The 16562-nt window shown below is 75.3% G+C and carries 17 protein-coding genes; 9 read left to right on the top strand and 8 right to left on the bottom strand.

The genetic code is table 11. The annotated features are described in order from the left end of the window. Positions 1–84: 84 nt before the first annotated feature. Genes ACA514_RS36110 through ACA514_RS36100 form a run of 3 tightly spaced genes read right to left on the bottom strand, consistent with a single transcriptional unit; the run spans position 85 to position 3088 of the window. On the bottom strand, positions 85–1326 hold the full coding sequence (locus ACA514_RS36110; protein ID WP_375045772.1) for an RNA polymerase sigma factor: 1242 nt from the start codon (positions 1324–1326) through the stop codon (positions 85–87). Then, positions 1311–1664: a YciI family protein gene (locus ACA514_RS36105; protein ID WP_375045771.1), complete on the bottom strand. Its 354-nt coding sequence runs from the start codon at positions 1662–1664 to the stop codon at positions 1311–1313. Before ACA514_RS36105 ends, ACA514_RS36110 begins: the two co-directional genes overlap by 16 nt. 11 nt (positions 1665–1675) lie before the next feature. Then, positions 1676–3088 carry an MFS transporter gene (locus tag ACA514_RS36100; RefSeq protein ID WP_375045770.1) on the bottom strand — a complete coding sequence of 471 codons (1413 nt, stop codon included), beginning with the start codon at positions 3086–3088 and terminating at the stop codon, positions 1676–1678. A 28-nt stretch (positions 3089–3116) separates the two neighbouring features. On the opposite strand from ACA514_RS36100, the gene ACA514_RS36095 reads away from it, so the two are divergent. From ACA514_RS36095 to ACA514_RS36065, 7 genes are all read left to right on the top strand, one after another. After that, complete coding sequence (locus ACA514_RS36095) at positions 3117–3953, top strand: amidohydrolase family protein (RefSeq protein ID WP_375045769.1); 837 nt, start codon at positions 3117–3119, stop codon at positions 3951–3953. A gap of 197 nt (positions 3954–4150) precedes the next feature. Continuing rightward, positions 4151–5686 (top strand): DUF4331 domain-containing protein, encoded by a 1536-nt coding sequence (locus ACA514_RS36090; protein ID WP_375045768.1) that lies wholly within the window; start codon positions 4151–4153, stop codon positions 5684–5686. 112 nt (positions 5687–5798) lie between these two features. Next, positions 5799–7172, top strand: a complete 1374-nt coding sequence (locus tag ACA514_RS36085) for a hypothetical protein (protein ID WP_375045767.1) — start codon at positions 5799–5801, stop codon at positions 7170–7172. Next, the gene (locus tag ACA514_RS36080) at positions 7169–8635 is read left to right on the top strand and encodes a High-affinity nickel-transporter (protein ID WP_375045766.1); all 1467 of its coding nucleotides are present in this window, start codon (positions 7169–7171) and stop codon (positions 8633–8635) included. The genes ACA514_RS36085 and ACA514_RS36080 overlap by 4 nt, the downstream gene beginning before the upstream one ends. Positions 8636–8667: 32 nt before the next feature. After that, the gene (gene sigK / locus ACA514_RS36075) at positions 8668–9294 is read left to right on the top strand and encodes an ECF RNA polymerase sigma factor SigK (RefSeq protein WP_375045765.1); all 627 of its coding nucleotides are present in this window, start codon (positions 8668–8670) and stop codon (positions 9292–9294) included. Beyond that, a complete protein-coding gene (locus tag ACA514_RS36070; RefSeq protein ID WP_375045764.1) occupies positions 9291–10007 on the top strand; it encodes an anti-sigma factor domain-containing protein in 717 nt (238 codons plus the stop codon). Before sigK ends, ACA514_RS36070 begins: the two co-directional genes overlap by 4 nt. Positions 10008–10109: 102 nt before the next feature. Beyond that, positions 10110–11135, top strand: coding sequence for a serine/threonine-protein kinase (locus tag ACA514_RS36065; RefSeq protein ID WP_375045763.1), 1026 nt, complete (start codon positions 10110–10112; stop codon positions 11133–11135). A gap of 21 nt (positions 11136–11156) precedes the next feature. Here ACA514_RS36065 and ACA514_RS36060 read toward each other — a convergent pair whose 3' ends face one another. Then, positions 11157–11519 (bottom strand): DoxX family protein, encoded by a 363-nt coding sequence (locus ACA514_RS36060; protein WP_375045762.1) that lies wholly within the window; start codon positions 11517–11519, stop codon positions 11157–11159. A 180-nt stretch (positions 11520–11699) separates the two neighbouring features. Between ACA514_RS36060 and ACA514_RS36055 the strand changes: the two genes are divergently transcribed. Further along, positions 11700–13184 carry an alpha/beta fold hydrolase gene (locus ACA514_RS36055; RefSeq protein ID WP_375045761.1) on the top strand — a complete coding sequence of 495 codons (1485 nt, stop codon included), beginning with the start codon at positions 11700–11702 and terminating at the stop codon, positions 13182–13184. Here ACA514_RS36055 and ACA514_RS36050 read toward each other — a convergent pair. Genes ACA514_RS36050 through ACA514_RS36040 form a run of 3 tightly spaced genes read right to left on the bottom strand, consistent with a single transcriptional unit; the run spans position 13181 to position 15538 of the window. Continuing rightward, positions 13181–13573 (bottom strand): PPOX class F420-dependent oxidoreductase, encoded by a 393-nt coding sequence (locus tag ACA514_RS36050; protein WP_375045760.1) that lies wholly within the window; start codon positions 13571–13573, stop codon positions 13181–13183. The two genes, ACA514_RS36055 and ACA514_RS36050, sit on opposite strands and share 4 nt — an antisense overlap. Further along, positions 13570–14856, bottom strand: coding sequence for an erythromycin esterase family protein (locus ACA514_RS36045; RefSeq protein WP_375045759.1), 1287 nt, complete (start codon positions 14854–14856; stop codon positions 13570–13572). Before ACA514_RS36045 ends, ACA514_RS36050 begins: the two co-directional genes overlap by 4 nt. 37 nt (positions 14857–14893) lie before the next feature. After that, the gene (locus tag ACA514_RS36040; RefSeq protein ID WP_375045758.1) at positions 14894–15538 is read right to left on the bottom strand and encodes a CatB-related O-acetyltransferase; all 645 of its coding nucleotides are present in this window, start codon (positions 15536–15538) and stop codon (positions 14894–14896) included. Positions 15539–15756: 218 nt separating this feature from the next. Here ACA514_RS36040 and ACA514_RS36035 point away from each other — a divergent pair, with 218 nt between their 5' ends. After that, entirely contained in the window at positions 15757–16314 is a 558-nt protein-coding gene (locus tag ACA514_RS36035; protein WP_375045757.1) for a TetR/AcrR family transcriptional regulator, read from the top strand. 24 nt (positions 16315–16338) lie between these two features. On the opposite strand, the gene ACA514_RS36030 is transcribed toward ACA514_RS36035, so the two are convergent. Then, positions 16339–16530 (bottom strand): DUF397 domain-containing protein, encoded by a 192-nt coding sequence (locus ACA514_RS36030; protein WP_375045756.1) that lies wholly within the window; start codon positions 16528–16530, stop codon positions 16339–16341. Positions 16531–16562 lie beyond the last annotated feature (32 nt).

Below are 16562 nucleotides of genomic sequence, written 5' to 3'. Positions count from 1 at the left end.
TCAGCGTCGTCCAGGATGCGAAATATGCCCGGAGACTTGTCAGCGGACAGAGCCTTCCCGCCCGTTGTGTATTGACCGCAATGGTCAGTCGCGGCGCCGCTCGACCTCCGCCAGGCGGCCCGCGAGGAAGCGGCGGTCGGGCTCCGCGCGGGCCAGGGCCAGCGCGTCCCGGTACGCCTGCGCGGCCTCCGGCAACCGGCCGAGCCGGCGCAGGAGGTCCGCGCGGGTCGCCGGCAGCAGGTGGTAGCCGTCCAGCCCGCCGATCGCGTCGACGAGCGCGAGGCCCACCTCCGGGCCGTCCGCCATCGCCACCGCGACGGCCCGGTTCAACCGGACGACCGGCCCCGGGTTCATCGCCTCCAGCCGCCCGTAGAGCGCAGCGATCTGCGGCCAGTCCGTGTCCGCCGCCGTCGCGGCGGTCGCGTGGCACGCCGCGATCGCCGCCTGCACCTGGTACGGGCCCGGCTCGCCGCGGCGCAGCGCCTCGTCCAGCAGCCGGACGCCCTCCGCGATCCGCGCGCCGTCCCAGCGCGCGCGGTCCTGCTCGTCGAGCGGGACCAGGTCCCCGGCGGCGTCCTGGCGGGCCGCGCGGCGCGAGTCCTGCAGCAGCAGGAGGGCGAGCAGGCCGCGCACCTCCGGCTCGTCCGGCATCAGGCCGGCGAGGACGCGGGCCAGCCGGATCGCCTCGGCGCACAGGTCCGCGCGGACCGGGTCCTCGCCCGCCGTCGCCGCGTACCCCTCGTTGAACAGCAGGTAGACCACGCCGAGCACCGATGCGGTGCGTTCCGGCAGCAGGTGCGGGGGCGGCACCCGGTACGGGATGCCCGCCTGCCGGATCTTGCGTTTCGCGCGGACGATCCGCTGCGCCATCGCCGGCTCGGCGACCAGGAACGCCCGCGCGATCTCCGCGGTCGTCAGCCCGAGCAGGGTGCGCAGCGTCAGCGCGACGCGCCCCTGCATCGGCAGCGCCGGATGGCAGCACGTGAAGACCAGCCGGAGCCGGTCGTCGGGGATGCCGCCGGTGTCCGCCGGCCCGTCCGGGCCCGTCAGCACGCTCGCCTCCCGGAGCTTCTCGCGTTCGGCCGCGCCGCGCCGCAGCCGGTTCAGCGCGTGGTTGCGGGCGACGGTGGTCAGCCAGGCGCCCGGCCGGCGCGGCGCGCCCTCGTCCGGCCAGCGTTCCAGGGCGCGCGCGAACGCCTCCTGGGCGCACTCCTCCGCGAGGTCCCAGTCGCCGGTCATGCGGATGAGCGTCGCGACGACCCGGCCCCACTCCTCGCGGTAGGCCGCCGCGACCGCCCCCTCGATGCCCGTCAGTCCTCCTGCCACGGCCACAGCGGCCTGACCTCGATCGACCCGCCGCTCGCCGCCGGGTGCGCCGCCGCGACCGCCAGGGCCTCCTCCAGGTCGGCGCATTCGATCAGGTCGAAGCCGAGGATCTGCTCCTTGGTCTCGGCGAACGGGCCGTCCGACAGCAGCGTCTCGCCGCCGCGGACCCGGACGGTCGTCGCGGTGTCGGTCGGGCGCAGCCGGTCGCCGAACCTGCGGACGCCCCGGCCATCCATCTCCGCGACCCACTTCTCGGTGGCGGCGATCATCGCCGCCCGCTCCTCCGGCGCCGGCTCGGGGCCGCCTTCGACACCGCAGATCAACAGCATGTACCGCATGGTTCCTCCTCCTACTTCACTGTGACTCGTTCCGGCTCCGGAACTGTGCGCCGGGCCGGGGCCGCGAGCAGGACGCCCGCGACCAGCGCGCCGGCCAGGGCGATCCCGGCCGACACGTCGAACGCGCCGCGGAACCCCCGGGTGAGGGCGGCGGCGCCGGTCCCGTCCGTCCAGGACAGGATGGCGGTGGACGCGGCGGCGACGCCGAACGCGCCGCCGAGCTGGAACGCGGCGGTGTTGATCCCGGACGCCAGGCCCGCGTCCCCGTCGCCGGCCCCGGCGAGCGCGGCGACCGACCCGGCGACCCCGGCCGCGCCGAGCCCGAACCCGAGCAGGGCAAGGCCCGGCAGCAGCCCGATCGCGTAGCCGCCGTCTGCCCTCACCTGGCCGAGCACGAGGCAGCCCGCCGCCATGACCGCGAGCGCCGCCACCGCGACCGGCCGGACCGCGAACCGCCCGAGCGCCGCCTGCGCGGCGTACGACCCGGCGACCGCCAGCACCGGCAGCACCGCCGTCGCGATCCCGAAGGCCAGCGGCGAGTACCCGAGAACGTCCTGCGCGTACTGCGACACGGCGAACGACGTCCCGAACACCGCCGTCGCCGCCGCCAGCGTCACCGCGTTCCCGCCGGTCAGGGCGCGGGACCGGAACGTGCGCAGCGGGACGAGCGGCGCCGCCGACCGCGACTCGATCCACGCGAACGCCGCGCCCGCGAGGGCCGCCACGGCGAACGCGCCGACCGTCCACGGGCTCGACCAGCCCTGCTCCGGTCCGCGGTCGACCCCGTAGACCGCCGCGGACACCGCCAGCGTCACCGTGACCGCGCCCGCCGGGTCGTACGCCCGCGCCGTACCCCGGCTCTCGGCCAGCAGCAGCGGCCCGAGCACGAGCAGCGGCACCGCGATCGGCACGTTCAGGAAGAAGATCGCCCGCCAGCCCAGCAGGTCGGTCAGCGGCCCGCCGACCAGCAGCGCCGCCGTGCCGCCGAACCCGCCGACGCCGCCCCACACGGCGATCGCCCGGTTGCGCTCGGGCCCCTCCCCGAACGTCGCCGTCACGATCGACAGCGCGCTCGGCGCCATCAGCGCCGCCGCCACGCCCTGCAGCACCCGCGCGCCGACCAGCAGCCCGCCCGTCCAGGCCAGCCCGCAGGCCAGCGACGCGACCAGGAACAGGGACGTCCCGGCGAGGAACGTCCGGCGGCGCCCGGCCAGGTCGGCGGCGCGTCCGCCGAGCAGCAGCAGCCCGCCGAAGCCCAGCAGGTAGGCGCTCAGCACCCACTGCGCGCCGCCCGCCGCGAACCCGAGGTCCCGCCGGATCGACGGCACGGCCAGCAGCACGATCTGCGAGTCCAGGATCACCATGAAGTTGGCCGCGCACAGCAGCGCCAGCGCCCTCCACCTGCGCGGATCCGGCTCCGCCATCAGGTCCTCCCCTCTTTCGTCCGATGCCTTGCACAGGGACGACAAACGGGGACGGCCGGAATCGACACCCGGGCCGGAAGATTTTTCGCCCGTCGGCTCGCGGTGCCCTCCTCACATCGTCGGGCTGGGGTCGCTGCTGCTGGAGAGCCGCGCCTACCTGCGGCCGTCCCACCACCCGTCGCACGTCTGCTCGACGGAGGTCGCCCTCGACTACCTCGACGAGACGAGCTGGCTGGACGCGCTCCACCGGGCCGACCCGACCCGTCCCGCGGCGATCATCGGAGCGCTCGACCCGCGGTCGTCCCCGGACACCATCGAGCGGGACCTGGACGTCCAGGCGGCCGCCCCGGCCTTCCGCGGAGTCCGGGTGATCAGCGGCTTCGACCCGTCGACCGGGGCGGCGGCGCACATGCTGCGGCTGCTGGCCGACCGCGGCCTGGGGTTCGACCAGATCATCCGCCCCGCCGAGGCGGACGCCTACCTGCCCCTCCTCCGGCGGACCCCTGATCTGGCGGTCGTCGCCGCGCACACCGGATGGCCCGACGGGCAGGAGCCGTTCCAGGACTGGCGGGACGGGATGGCCCGGCTCGCCGCGCTCCCGAACGTCCACTGCAAGATCTCCGGCCTCGGCATGGCGCTGCGCACCATGGCCGTCGGGGACCTGCGCCCGTACGTCGAGAGCTGCCTCGAACTCTTCGGCGTCGACCGCTGCTTCTTCGGCAGCAACTTCCCGGTGGACGGCGTCGGCGGCACCTACGCCGAGCTGCTCGCGGCCTACCAGGAGATCACCGCGCCGCTGTCCGGGGCCGAGCGGCGCGCGCTGTTCTCCGCCAACGCCCGCCGCCGCTACCGCCTCGCCGGGTAGGCGAATCCGCACGATCGCGGCGGCGGTCCCGGCAGGAAACGCGGGGCGCTTGGACGCTCGGTCGGGCGGTGCGGTTCGGGGTTCGAGACGGTTTGACCCGATATGGCCAGCGTTCCATCCGGACGGCCGGCCGGTCCGAATGGTCTTCGCAAGCGGCGCCCAGAGCGCGCCACCGTCGCGAAGAAGGAAGTACCGCAATGCCAGGGATCGCTTCGGCCCGCTCCAGGGTCGCCGTCCTGCTGGCCGCCGGGGCCGCGCTCGTCGCGGGGGGCCTGGCCGGCCTCGCGCCCGGCGCGGCCACCGCCAGCAGCCACCGGGAGGCCCCGCTCATCTCGGGGCAGCCGCAGTACGACAACACCGACGTGTACGCCTTCGTCAGCCCCGACCGGCCCGACACCACGACGCTCATCGGGAACTGGCTGCCGTTCGAGGAGCCGGCCGGCGGGCCGAACTTCTACAAGTTCGCCACCGACGCCCACTACGACATCAACGTCGACACCGACGGGAACGCCCAGGCAGACCTGACGTTCCGGTGGACGTTCCAGGACCATATCCGCGACGGGAGCACGTTCCTCTACAACACCGGGCCCGTCCGCAGCCTCACCGACCCGAACCTCAACGTCCTCCAGACCTACGACCTGACGCTGCTGAAGAAGTCGAACGGCACCGTGGTGTCGCGGACGGCCCTCGCGCGCGGGGTGCCCGTCGCGCCGTCGGACGCCGGCCGGGCGTCGATGCCGGACTACGCGGCGCTGCGCAGGCAGGCGCTGCACCCGCTGACCGGCGGCGCCGGCGGCTGGTCCGACGGCGGGCAGGTGTTCGCCGGGCAGGCCGCCGACCCGTTCTTCCTCGACCTGCGGGTCTTCGACCTGCTGTACGGCGGGAACCTGTCGGAGGTCGGCAACGACACGCTGCGCGGCTACAACGTCAACAGCGTGGCCCTGCAGGTGCCCACCAAGATGCTCACCGGGGCCGGGCAGCCGATCGTCGGCGTCTGGTCCAGCACCGAGCGCGGCAATGCCGGCGGCTGGTACACGCAGGTCTCGCGGCTCGGGAACCCGCTGGTCAACGAGGTCGTGATCGGTGTGAAGGACAAGGACCGGTTCAACGCCTCGGTCCCGTGGGAGGACGCGCGGTTCCTGCCCTACGTGACCGACCCGGGCCTGCCGAAGGTCATCCAGAAGGTCTACAAGACCCCCGCCCCGGCGGCGCCGCGCAAGGACCTCGTCCAGGTGTTCCTGACGGGCGTGCCCGGGCTGAACCAGCCGCCGAACGTCCGCCCGGCGGAGGAGCTGCGGCTCAACACCTCGATCCCGCCCGCGCACACTCCGAACCGGATGGGGGTGCTGGCCGGCGACAAGGCCGGGTTCCCCAACGGGCGCCGGCTCGGCGACGACGTGGTGGACGCGTCGCTGCAGGTCACGGAGGGCAAGCTGCTCGGCGCCAAGACCGACCTCGGCGACGGCGTCGACGCGCCGGACCGCGCGGTCGGCTCCTCGTTCCCCTACCTCGCGCTGCCGTACTCCGGGTCCGCGACGCGCGGCGCACCGGCCAGGGACGCCGGTGCCAAGGGCAGCGGGAACCGCACCACCCAACTCAACGCCGGAAACGCCGCCGACTCGGAGCCTGCGGACGGCGGCTCCTCGCGGCTGCTGCCGATCGCCGCGATCGGCGCCGGTGCGCTGTTCCTGGGCGGCAGCGGCGCCGTCTGGTGGCTGCGCCGCCGGGCCTGACGAAACCGGTGCCGTGACCTGAGAAGCCGGTCCGGCCGCGCCGCACCGCCCCTGGCGGCGCGGCCGGACTCCCGACCCCTCCCCTTGTTCTTCCTAGCCTTCTGGAGATGTCATGCGTGCTGTGCCGACCCGGCGGCGGGTTCCATGGCCGCCGTCCCTGACCCGGCTCACCGCCGCGGCGATCGTCGCGGGGCTCTCGGTAGCGCTGACGATCGCCGCCGCGGTCGCCGGCGGCGTCCTCGGCCGCCCGGCCGATCCCGGGCCCGGCGAGGGCGGGACGGCCCCGCAGGCGTACGGGCAGGCGGCGGGCGGCGACACCGCGGCCGCGATCGGCCGGCTGCAGCGGCACCTGCGCGCGCAGCCGCGCGACGCGGAGAGCTGGACGACGCTCGGCCTGGCCTACGTCGAGCGGGCCCGGACGACGGCCGACCCGTCGTACTACCCGAAGTCGGCGGCGGCGCTGAAGCGGGCGCTCGCCGTCCGGCCCGGCGACAACGACGGCGCGCACGCCGGGCTCGCCGCGCTGGCCGCCGCCCGGCACGACTTCGGCACGGCCCTGTCCGAGGCGGACGCGTCGCTCGCGGTCAACCCCTACGGCCAGAGCGCCCTGGCGGTGCGGATCGACGCGCTGGTCGAGCTCGGCCGCTACCCCGAGGCGATGGCCGCCGCGAAGCACGCCGACGCGGTCCGTCCGGGGACGCCGGTCTTCACGCGGCTCGCCTACGTGAACGAGCTGTACGGCCGGACGGGCGAGGCGCGCCGGATCCTCACCCTCGCCGCGTCGTCGGCCACCGGCCCCGCCGACCAGGCCTACGTCCACGACCAGCTCGGCGAGCTGGCCTGGAACGGCGGCGACCTCGCCGCGGCCGGCCGGGAGTTCGGCCTCGCGCTGCGCCACGACCCCGGCCACCTGCCGGCCGCCGACGGCCGGGCCCGCGTGGAGGCGGCGCGGGGACGCACCGCGCGGGCGCTCGCCGGCCACGCCCGGGTCGTGGCCGCGCTGCCGCTGCCGCAATACCTCACCGGTTACGGGGAGCTGCTGGAGGCGCGCGGGCGGACCGCCGACGCCCGGCGGCAGTACGCGGTCGCCGGAAGCTGGTCGACGCTCGCGCGGGCGAGCGGGGTGGCCACCGACCTGGAGACCGCGCTGTTCGAGGCCGACCACGGGGACGCCGCGACGGCCGTGGCGGCCGCGCGCGCCGAATGGGGACGGCGGCACAGCGTCCACGTCGCCGACGCGCTCGGCTGGGCGCTGCACGCGAGCGGGCGCGACGCCGAGGCGCTGCCGTACGCCCGGAAGGCCCTGGCGACCGGCTACCGCAACGCGTCGTTCCGCTACCACCTCGGCATGATCGAGAAGTCGCTCGGCAAGCGGTCCGCCGCGCGCCGCGACCTGGCCTCCGCGCTGGGACTCGACCCGTACTTCTCGCCGCTGCACGCCCCGAAGGCCAGGGCGGCGCTGTCCGCGCTCGGGGGTGCCTCGTGATCACCGCGACCGCCCTGGCCGCCGCCGCGCTCGCGGCCGGGCCGCTGCAACCGGTGCAGCCGGCGCACCCGGCGCACCCGCTGGGGAACTTCACCGTCAACCGCTACGACGGGCTCGTGGTGGCCGCGCGCGAACTGCGCGTCGACCACGTGCAGGACCTCGCCGAGATCCCGGCCGCGCAGGTACTGCAGGGCGGCACCGATCCGGGCCGGTGGGCCGGACGGGAGTGCGCGGCCGCGGCGGGGGCGCTGCGCGTCACCGTCGACGGGACGCCGGTCCGGGCCGCCGTGCGGTCGGCCACCGCCCGCACCCGGCCCGGCCAGGCCGGGCTGCCGACGCTGCGCCTCGAATGCGCGCTGAGCGCACCGCTGCGGCTGCGCCCGGCGGGCTCGGTGATCGCCTTCCGGGACGCGGGCGCCGCCGACCGGGCCGGCTGGCACGAGATCACCGCCGCCGGGGACCGGACGACGCTGCGGTCCCCGGACGTCCCCGCCGCGTCGCAGAGCGCCCGGCTCACCTCCTACCCGCAGGACATGCTGAGCTCGCCGCCGGACCGGCGCGCGGCCACGCTGCGGGCGGTCCCCGGCGGCCCCGCACTCGTCCCGGCGTCGCCGGTGCAGCCGCCCGCAGCGTCGCGGGTGCTGCCGCGCGGCGTGGACCGGCTGACCTCGTCGTTCACCGGCCTGATCGCGCGCCGCCCGCTGACCCCGGGGTTCGCGCTGGTCGCCCTGCTGCTCGCGGTCGTGCTGGGCGCCGCGCACGCGCTGGCCCCCGGCCACGGCAAGACGATCATGGCGGCGCAGGCCGCCGGCCGGGGGCGCCGGAGCCGGCGCGACATCCTGGTCCTCGGCCTCACCGTCACGGTCACCCACACCGCGGGCGTGCTGGGGCTGGCCCTCCTGGTCGCCGGCGGCTCCACCCTCGCCGGGCCGTCCGCCTTCGGCTGGCTGGGCATCGCCAGCGGCCTCTTCGTCGTCCTCGCCGGCGTCGCCCTCCTCCGCCGCGCCCGCGACCACCGCCACCACCACACCCACGGGCACTCGCACGGACACGGGCATGGGCACGGGCACGGGCATGGGCATGGGCATGGGCACGGGCATGGGCACGCGGCAGCGGCGATGCCGCGGCGCGGGACCGTGGTCCTCATGGGGTTCGCGGGCGGGCTGCTGCCCAGCCCGTCGGCGGTCGTCGTCCTGCTGGGCGCCGCGGCCGTGGGCCACGCGTGGTTCGGGTTCCTGCTGGTGCTCGCCTACGGGCTCGGGCTGGCGCTGACGCTCACCGCGGTGGGCGTGCTCGTCACCGGGATCGGCCGGCGGCTGGCCGCTGGCCTGCCGCGGCTGCGCGCCCGGATCCCGCGGCTGCCGCGCATTCCCGCACATTTGGTGCCGACCGGATCGGCGGTCCTGGTCGTGATTCTCGGTTTGGGCTTGACGCTGCGGAACCTGCCCGCCGTACTCGGATAGCAACGGCCGGACTTCCGGAGAGGGGCTGGGCCATGACGACGGGACCGCACGACCCGTCCAGGACGGCGCGCCGTCCGCGCGGGGCGATGGCGGGACGGCGCGAGGACCTGCGCGGCGCCCGGCTGGACGCGCTGCTCCGCCGCGTCGCCGGGGGCGACGCCGGCGCGTTCGAGGAGCTGTACGACGCGACCGCGGCCACCGTCCACGGGCTGGTCCTGCGGGTGCTGCGCGACCCGGCCCAGTCCGAGGAGGTCGCGCAGGAGGTTCTGGTCGAGGTGTGGCGGACGGCCCGCCGCTACGACCCGGCCCGCGGCGGCGCCATGGGCTGGATCATGACGATGGCGCACCGCCGGGCCGTCGACCGGGTCCGCTCCGAGCACGCCGCGGCCGCCCGCGACGACCGCGCCGCCCGCCTCGAGCCGCCCGCCGCGCACGACGGGGTGGCCGAGCTGGTCATGGACCGCCTGGACCGGCAGCGGCTGCTCGACTGCATGGACCACCTGACCGGCGCGCAGCGCGAGTCCATCACGCTCGCCTACTACGACGGCCACACCTACCGCGAGGTCGCGGACCGGATAGGCATCCCGCTCGGCACGGTCAAGGCCCGGATGCGGGACGGGATGATCCGGCTGCGCGACTGCCTGGGGGTGGCGTCGTGAGCGACGACGTCCACGCCCTCGCCGGCGCGTACGCGCTGGACTCCCTCACGGGCGACGAGCGGTCCGCCTTCGAGGCGCACCTGGCCCGCTGCGAGCCGTGCGCGGAGGAGGTCGGCGGCCTGCTGGCGACCTCGGCCGTGCTCGGCCGCGCCGTCGCGGCGCCGCCGCCCCCGCGGCTGCGCGGGCTGGTCCTGGCCGAGATCGCCCGCACCCCGCAGGACGGCGCGGACGAGCCCGCGCCGCGGGTCCGCCGCCGTCCGCACCTGCGCGTCGCGCCGCTGCTGGCCGCCGCGTGCCTGCTGGTCGCCGTGGCGGCCGGCGGCTACGCGCTCGAGACGCGGCGGAGCCTCGACCGCGCCGGCGACCGGGCCGGCGCGATCGCCGCCGTCCTGTCGGCCGGCGACGCCCGGACCGTCGCCGGGCCGGCCGGGTCCGGCGGCACCTTCACGGTGGTGTCCTCCGCCGCGCGGGGCAGGGCGGTGGTGGCGGGCTCGGGCGTGGCCGCGCTGCCGGGGTCCAGGACGTACGAGCTGTGGACGATGGGCGCGCGCGGCGTGCGTCCCGCCGGTCTGGTGCGCCCGGGTTCCGCCGGCCGCATCGCGCCGCGCGTCGTCGCCGTACCGCCGGGCGCCGACCGGGTCGGTGTCACCGTGGAACCGGCCGGCGGCTCCCCGCAGCCGACGACCGCGCCGATCACCGTCCTCCGGCTGTGACCCGGCACTCCGACCACCGCACCGCCGCACCGCACGCCGCACCGCACCGCCGCGTCGCCGCACCGGCACCGCCGAGTCATGGGAAGGTCGATGGACACGACCGTGAACCCTCCGATCCCCGTGGCCATCGGCCCGTACACGGTGGTGCGGCGGCTCGGCGAGGGCGGGATGGGCACCGTCTACCTGTGCCGCACCGCCGGGGGCGGCGACGCCGCCGTGAAGCTCATCCGCCCCGACCTGTCCGCCGACCCGGGCTTCCGCCGCCGCTTCGCCGCCGAGGTGGACGCCGCCCGGCGGGTGGCCTCGTTCTGCACGGCCGCCGTCCTCGGCCACGGCGCGCACGAGGACCAGCCGTACCTGGCCACCGAGTACATCGACGGCCCCACGCTCAACGACCACGTCGCCGAGACCGGCCCGCTCCCGCCCGGCACCCTGCACAGCCTCGCCGTGGGGGTGGCCGCCGCGCTGACCGCCGTGCACGCGGCCGGGCTGGTCCACCGCGACGTCAAGCCGCAGAACGTCATCCTGTCGATCACCGGCCCCCGCGTCATCGACTTCGGCATCTCCCGGGCCGTGGACGGTCCCGCCCTGACGGCTCGCGGGGTGGTCCTCGGCACTCCCGGCTGGCTGGCGCCCGAGCAGTTGCGCGGCGCCGGCCCGGACCCGGCGTGCGACGTGTTCGCCTGGGGCTGCCTGGTGGCCTGGGCCGGGCTCGGCCGCCACCCGTACGGCACCGGCGGCCTCCTCGCCGTCGGCGAGCGGATGCTGCGCGCCGAGCCGGATCTGGACGGCCTGCCCGAAGGGCTGTCGGGCGCCGTCCGGTCCGCGCTGTCGGCCGACCCCGCACGGCGGCCGACCGCGCGGAGCCTGCTGCTCACGCTCACCGGCGGTGACGCCGCGCCCGCGTCCCTGGCCGCCGCGACACGTCTCGACCCGCGTCCGGGCCCCGGCGGCCCCGTCAAGCCGCAAGCGCCGGCCGCCGTGCCCGGCACGGCGGCGACTCCACCGTCCACGCCGACCTGGCGCGACGCACGGCCGTGGCCCATGCGCAGGCTCCTCACCGGCGCGGCGGCGTTCGCCATCGGTCTCGCCCTGCTCGTGCTCGGCGTCCTGCTGCTGCCTCATTGAGCGCCGGACCGGCCTGCCCGGTCAGAAGCGGCCGCAGGCGACGAAGGCGGCCATGGCCAGGTAGACCACGTTCGCCACGACGGCCGTGCGCTCGTTGCGGCGGAGGTGGGTGGCCATCGCGCCGACCATCAGCAGCACCCAGCAGACGGCGGTCACCGGCACCATGACCGGCGCGACGTCGACGACGGCGGGCACCACGATGCCGACCGCCGCGAGGACCTCGAGGGCACCGAGCGTCTTGACGAACCCGGCGCTCCGGTCGCCGGTCCAGCCCCCGGCGGGCGCCGCGGCCAGCTTCTCCTTCGGCACGACCAGCTTCGTGACGCCGCCGAACAGCATGACGGCGCAGAGCACTCCGGCGACGATCCACAGCGCGAGGTTCATGAGGTGGCCTTTCACTCGAACTTGTCGAGCACAGGACACCGCCGCCCCCGTCCCCGTAACAGCGGGCGGCACGCCGGGCGCACCGATGTGCCGTTGACCGGTCTCCCTCTCAGGTGTGGGTTGCGGGTTCCCCGTCCAGGACGATGCGCGGCCGATCCCGCGCCGTCCAAGCTGCCCCGTATGAAGTCGATCTCGAAGGGCAGCGGGATTCTGGTGGCCGGGCTCGCCACGGTGACGGCAGGCGGGCTGATTGCCGTGCCGGCAGGACGGGCCGAAACATCGGGCGGGTGCGTGCCGGTGTCGGGTGCGGTGTGCGGGACGGTGCGGGTGCCGCTGGTGCGGGCGAATCCGGGACTGGGCGACACCACCGTGGCCTATGCGCTGATCGGGCACCGCGACGCGTCCCGGCCCGCCCGGGGAACCGTGACGATCAATCCCGGCGGACCCGGCGACTCGGCGATCACCTCCGCCGCCACGTACGCGCGGATGTTCGGCGATCTGCTGAAGGACCACGACCTGCTGCTCGTCGATCCGCGCGGGGTGAACCGGTCCGATCCCGTCAGCTGCGGGACGCTGACTTCGCTGCCCGCGACGCGTGAGGTGTTCGTGCGGGCGGTCGGTGAATGCGGCCGAAAGCTGGGCGCTCGCGCGCGCGGCTACACCTCCGCTGAGATAGCCGACGACATCGACGCCGTCCGGGCCACGCTGGGAATCGGACGGCTGGACCTGTTCGGGGAGTCCTACGGCACCTACCTGATGACGGTCTACGCCCAACGGCACCCCGAGCGGGTGCGCTCGCTCGTGCTGTCCAGCGCCTACCCGCTCGCCGTGGACATGTGGGGGCGCCCCAACGCGCGGGCCGCCCGCCGGGCGCTGCGACTGGTCTGCCAACGCAGCGCCGGCGCCTGCGACGGCGACCAGGTACTGCGCGACATCGAGCGACTCTCCCAGCGGCTGCGCGCCCGGCCGATCCCCTACACCCTCGACGGTCAGCAGCGGCGGCTCGACGACACGGCGCTGGCCTCCATCGTCTACGGCCTGGCCAAGACGGCGCCCGCCGGCATCGGCGACGTGCCCGCCATGGTCCGCGGCGCCCTGCACTCCGACAACGCGCTGCTGATCGACGCCGCCAAGCAGGCGGCCCCGATGAGCGGGTCGTCGCTGCCCCAGGACGACCCGCAGCCCTTCAACCCGGAACTGGCCGCGACCGTGGTCTGCAACGACTACCCGACGCTGTGGAACCGCAAAGCACCGCCGTCGGCCCGGCTCCGGCAGTTCTCGGCGGGACGCGCTGCACTGCCCGAGCAGGACTTCCGGCCGTTCGGGAAGCGAGCCTGGACGAGCATGAGCTACGACCAGGGCGACACCTGCATCCGCTGGCCCGACCGCCACGGCCCGAGCCAGCCGACCGGTGGGCCGTTCCCCGACGTCCCCGTCCTGGTGACGTCCGGCGACCTGGACGCCAACACCCCGACCGAGACGGGACGGCAGGCCGCACGCCAGTTCCGCCGCGCCACCGTCGTGGAGGTGCCCAACGTCGGCCACGTGGCCGAACACGAACCCAGCGGCTGCGTGGCCGCCGTCCAGACGGGCTTCATTCGGGACCTGCGCGTCCCCGACACGTCCTGCCTGAACCGCATCCCGCCCGCCCCGGTGCGCCCCTAGCCGACGGCGCGGCTCGTGCGCGGGCCGTCCAGGCCCCAGGAGACGATCCTGGCCGGGGTAATCCTGATGATCTCCCGGGAGAGGCCGGGACGGGGCGGCTCCTGGTCGGTCAGCGCCACCGCCGTGCCCCGGATCTCGATGCCCCGGGGCGCCCACGGGTCGACCGTCGCCAGGTCGTCCACGACGAAGGCGACCGTGCTGCCCCGCTGGACGTTCCGGAACTTCTTGGACGCGCCCAGCGCGCCGCCGCCGATGACGATGGTGCCGGTGTCGGCGTCGACGAAGAAGTTCGTCGGGTTGTTCTGCACCTGCCCGTCGGGCGTGACGGTGGCCAGCCGCCCGATGGGCTGCGTGGCCAGGTAGTCGAGCTCGGCTCGGGTGAACGTCATGCGTGTGCGCCTTCCAGGTCGCCGGCCACCGTGGAGGCCGGGGTGTCGATGATGCCGTCGAACGCGTCGAGCACGGGGGTGTGCAGGTAGGTGCTCTGCATGCGGATGCGGTCGGGGCCGCCGGTGACCTCGCGGTGCGCCCGGCGGAGGTCGGCCATGGCGAGTCCGAGGCCGGCGTCGGCGAAGGCGGCCTCGACGCTTCCCGGCTCGGGCGGCTCCAGCGCGGTGTCGTCGAGGGTGAAACCGAAGCGGGCGTTCTCGTCGCGGCGCATTTCCGCGATGTGCCCGGCGGTGCTGGTCAGGCTGAGGGCGAAGTACTCGTCGCCGAGGGCTTCGCGCAGGTACTGCCCCATCGGGAAGCCCGTGAGCCGCCCGTTGAAGGAGATCGGCGCCTTCTGGATGTGGGCGTTGTGCGCGACCAGGACGATGCGGGTGCCGGGCTCGGAACGCTCCAGATGCCAGCGGACCGACCCGGCCATGTAGGCGTCGCGGGCCGAGGTGTCGGCGGTCAGGCCCGTCCCGGCGAAGAGGTCGGCCATGGCGCGGAAGCTGTAGTCGGCGTGGCAGGCGCCTTCGAGGCTGCGGAGCGCAACGTCGTAGTCGTGCCGGTCGCCGCGCGAGACGTACAGCGGCCGGACGGCGCGGAACCGGATGAGCAGGCGTGCCAGGATCGCGCTGAGGGCGTCCTGCTCGGCGGCGGCCAGTCGCGCCCACGCCGGTGCGGCCACGGCCCCGGAACCGCCGGCGAACGATTCGGCGATCCGCATCGCCGTCTCGACCGCCGGAAGGACGTCGGGATCGACCCGGCGCAGGTAGCCGGCGACCGGCTCCAGCGCGGGAAGCAGCGACCCGCCGGCCGCCGGGATGTCGATGCCGGCGAAACGCACCGGCGACGGGGCCGTGCGGTTGTGCCGGCGGACCCAGCGCAAGGGCTCTTCGAGTCCTATGGGGATCGTCCCGGCGAGGTGGGCCGACAGGTCGTCGTCCGCGCCCTCCCCCTGAGCCCAGGCGTCGAGGGGAAAGCCCTCACTGAAGCCGTACTCGAAGGCCAGGACGGTGAAACCGCAGCGTTCGGCCAGGAACCGCAGGACGCGCCGCCGCAGCTGCGCGAACTCGCGGACGAAGTGGGAGTGCTCGCCGATCGCGACGACGCGTGCGCCGCCGATGATGCCGCGCAGCGGCTCCAGGTCGTCGAGCGGCGCATCGGGGTCGAGGTGGGCGAGCGGGACGGCGTGGGAGTGCAGCCAGTCGGCGAACGGGTCGCCGTGCGACGGAACGGGCATGGAGGCGGCTCGTTTCTCGGTGCGGGGATACGGGCGGTCAGGGCCGCGGGGCCGCGGCCTCCAGCTCGTCGATGCCGCCGGACATGATCGTGCGGATGTGCTCGGTGAGGTGCGGGAGCGGCCAGTCCCACCAGGCCAGCGCCAGGAGGCGGTCGACGTCGGCGTCGCTGTAGCGGCGGCGCAGGAGCCGGGCCGGGTTGCCGCCGGCGATGCCGTAGTCGGGGACGTCGTCGACGACGACGGACCCGGAGGCGATGATCGCGCCGTGGCCGATGCGGACGCCGGGCATCACCAGGGTCCGGTAGCCGAGCCAGACGTCGTGGCCCACCACGGTGTCGCCGCGTCCGGGCAGGCCGGTGATGAGGTCGAAGTGCTCGGCCCAGGAACCGCCCATGATCGGGAACGGGAACGTGGACGGGCCGTCCATGCGGTGGTTGGCGCCGTTCATGATGAACCGCACGCCCTCGCCCAGCGCGCAGAACCTCCCGATGACGAGCCTCTCCGGCCCGTAGTGGTAGAGGACGTTGCGGGTCTCGAAGGCGGTCGGGTCGTCCGGATCGTCGTAGTAGGAGAACTCCCCGACCTCGATCAGCGGCGAGGTGACGAGCGGCTTCAGCAGCACCACCCGCGGCTGGCCGGGCATCGGGTGCACCACGGTCGGGTCGGCGGGGACAGGCGGCATCGCCGATCGGCTCCTTCCAGAGGGGTCGTCTGCCGCCGCGCCGCCGGCGGTGATCGCCTTCGCCACTATTGCGACAACTGATGCATTAAGATGCTGCCACAGCCGCCGCCCCCTGAGCAAACGGATGACCAGCGATGACCTCCGAAACCCCAGGTCCCGGATCTGCTCCGCCGACCCGGCGCCGCCCCGGCGGCCGCAGCGCCCGTATCCGCAGGCAGGTGCTCGACGCGGTCCTCGCGGAGCTCGGAGAGCACGGTTACGACGGGCTCACCGTGGAGGTCGTCGCCGCCCGCGCCGGTGTGCACCGCGCGACGGTGTACCGGCGCTGGGGGGACGTCGGCGGCCTGCTCGCCGACGTCCTCGACGCGGCGGGCGACGACGACTGGCGGCCACCGGACACCGGCTCGCTGGAAGGCGACCTCGCGGCGCTGAACCAGGAGATCCACGACGCGCTGACCGCACGGCCGCCGGTCGTGGCGGCCCTGATCGCCGCCTCGTTCCGCTCCGAGCAGGCCGACCGCGCCCAGCGGCGGCTCTGGGACGACCGGTACGCCCGCTGCGAGGCGATCGTCGACCGGGCCGTCCGGCGCGGCGAGCTCCCGCCGCGCACCGAGGCCCGGCGGCTGCTCATCGCCGCCACCGCGCCGCTGTACCACCAGCTCGTGCTCCTCCGCACGCAGCCCGACCCCGCCCTGCCCGCCCACGCGGCCAGAACCGCCACCCTGGCCGCCTCGGCCGGCGCCTTCACCCCACCCTCACCACCCGACAACACCTGACGCCCCGTCAGCGGCCTGGCGGCGTCACGTCAAGTCGAGGGCTCCGCAGCGGACGCGAGCGAGGAGCGCGGCGAACGCCGCACGATCCACGGCGACATGACCACCGCCCGGGTCCTTGCTATCCCGCACTCCAACACCGTCCGCCACCGCGGCCACCTCGACGCACTCCGTCCCGGAGTCACCCGAGCTATAGCTGGATTTGCGCCACTGGGTCATCCCGTCGACTCCGATGCTCGTCGGACGATGTC

This window comes from Actinomadura sp. NTSP31 (genome assembly GCF_041951385.1).
GTDB classification, from domain to species: Bacteria; Actinomycetota; Actinomycetes; order Streptosporangiales; family Streptosporangiaceae; genus Spirillospora; species Spirillospora napierensis.
Note: the sequence above shows the minus strand (reverse complement) of the source record. Positions and strands in the feature narration are given on the sequence as shown.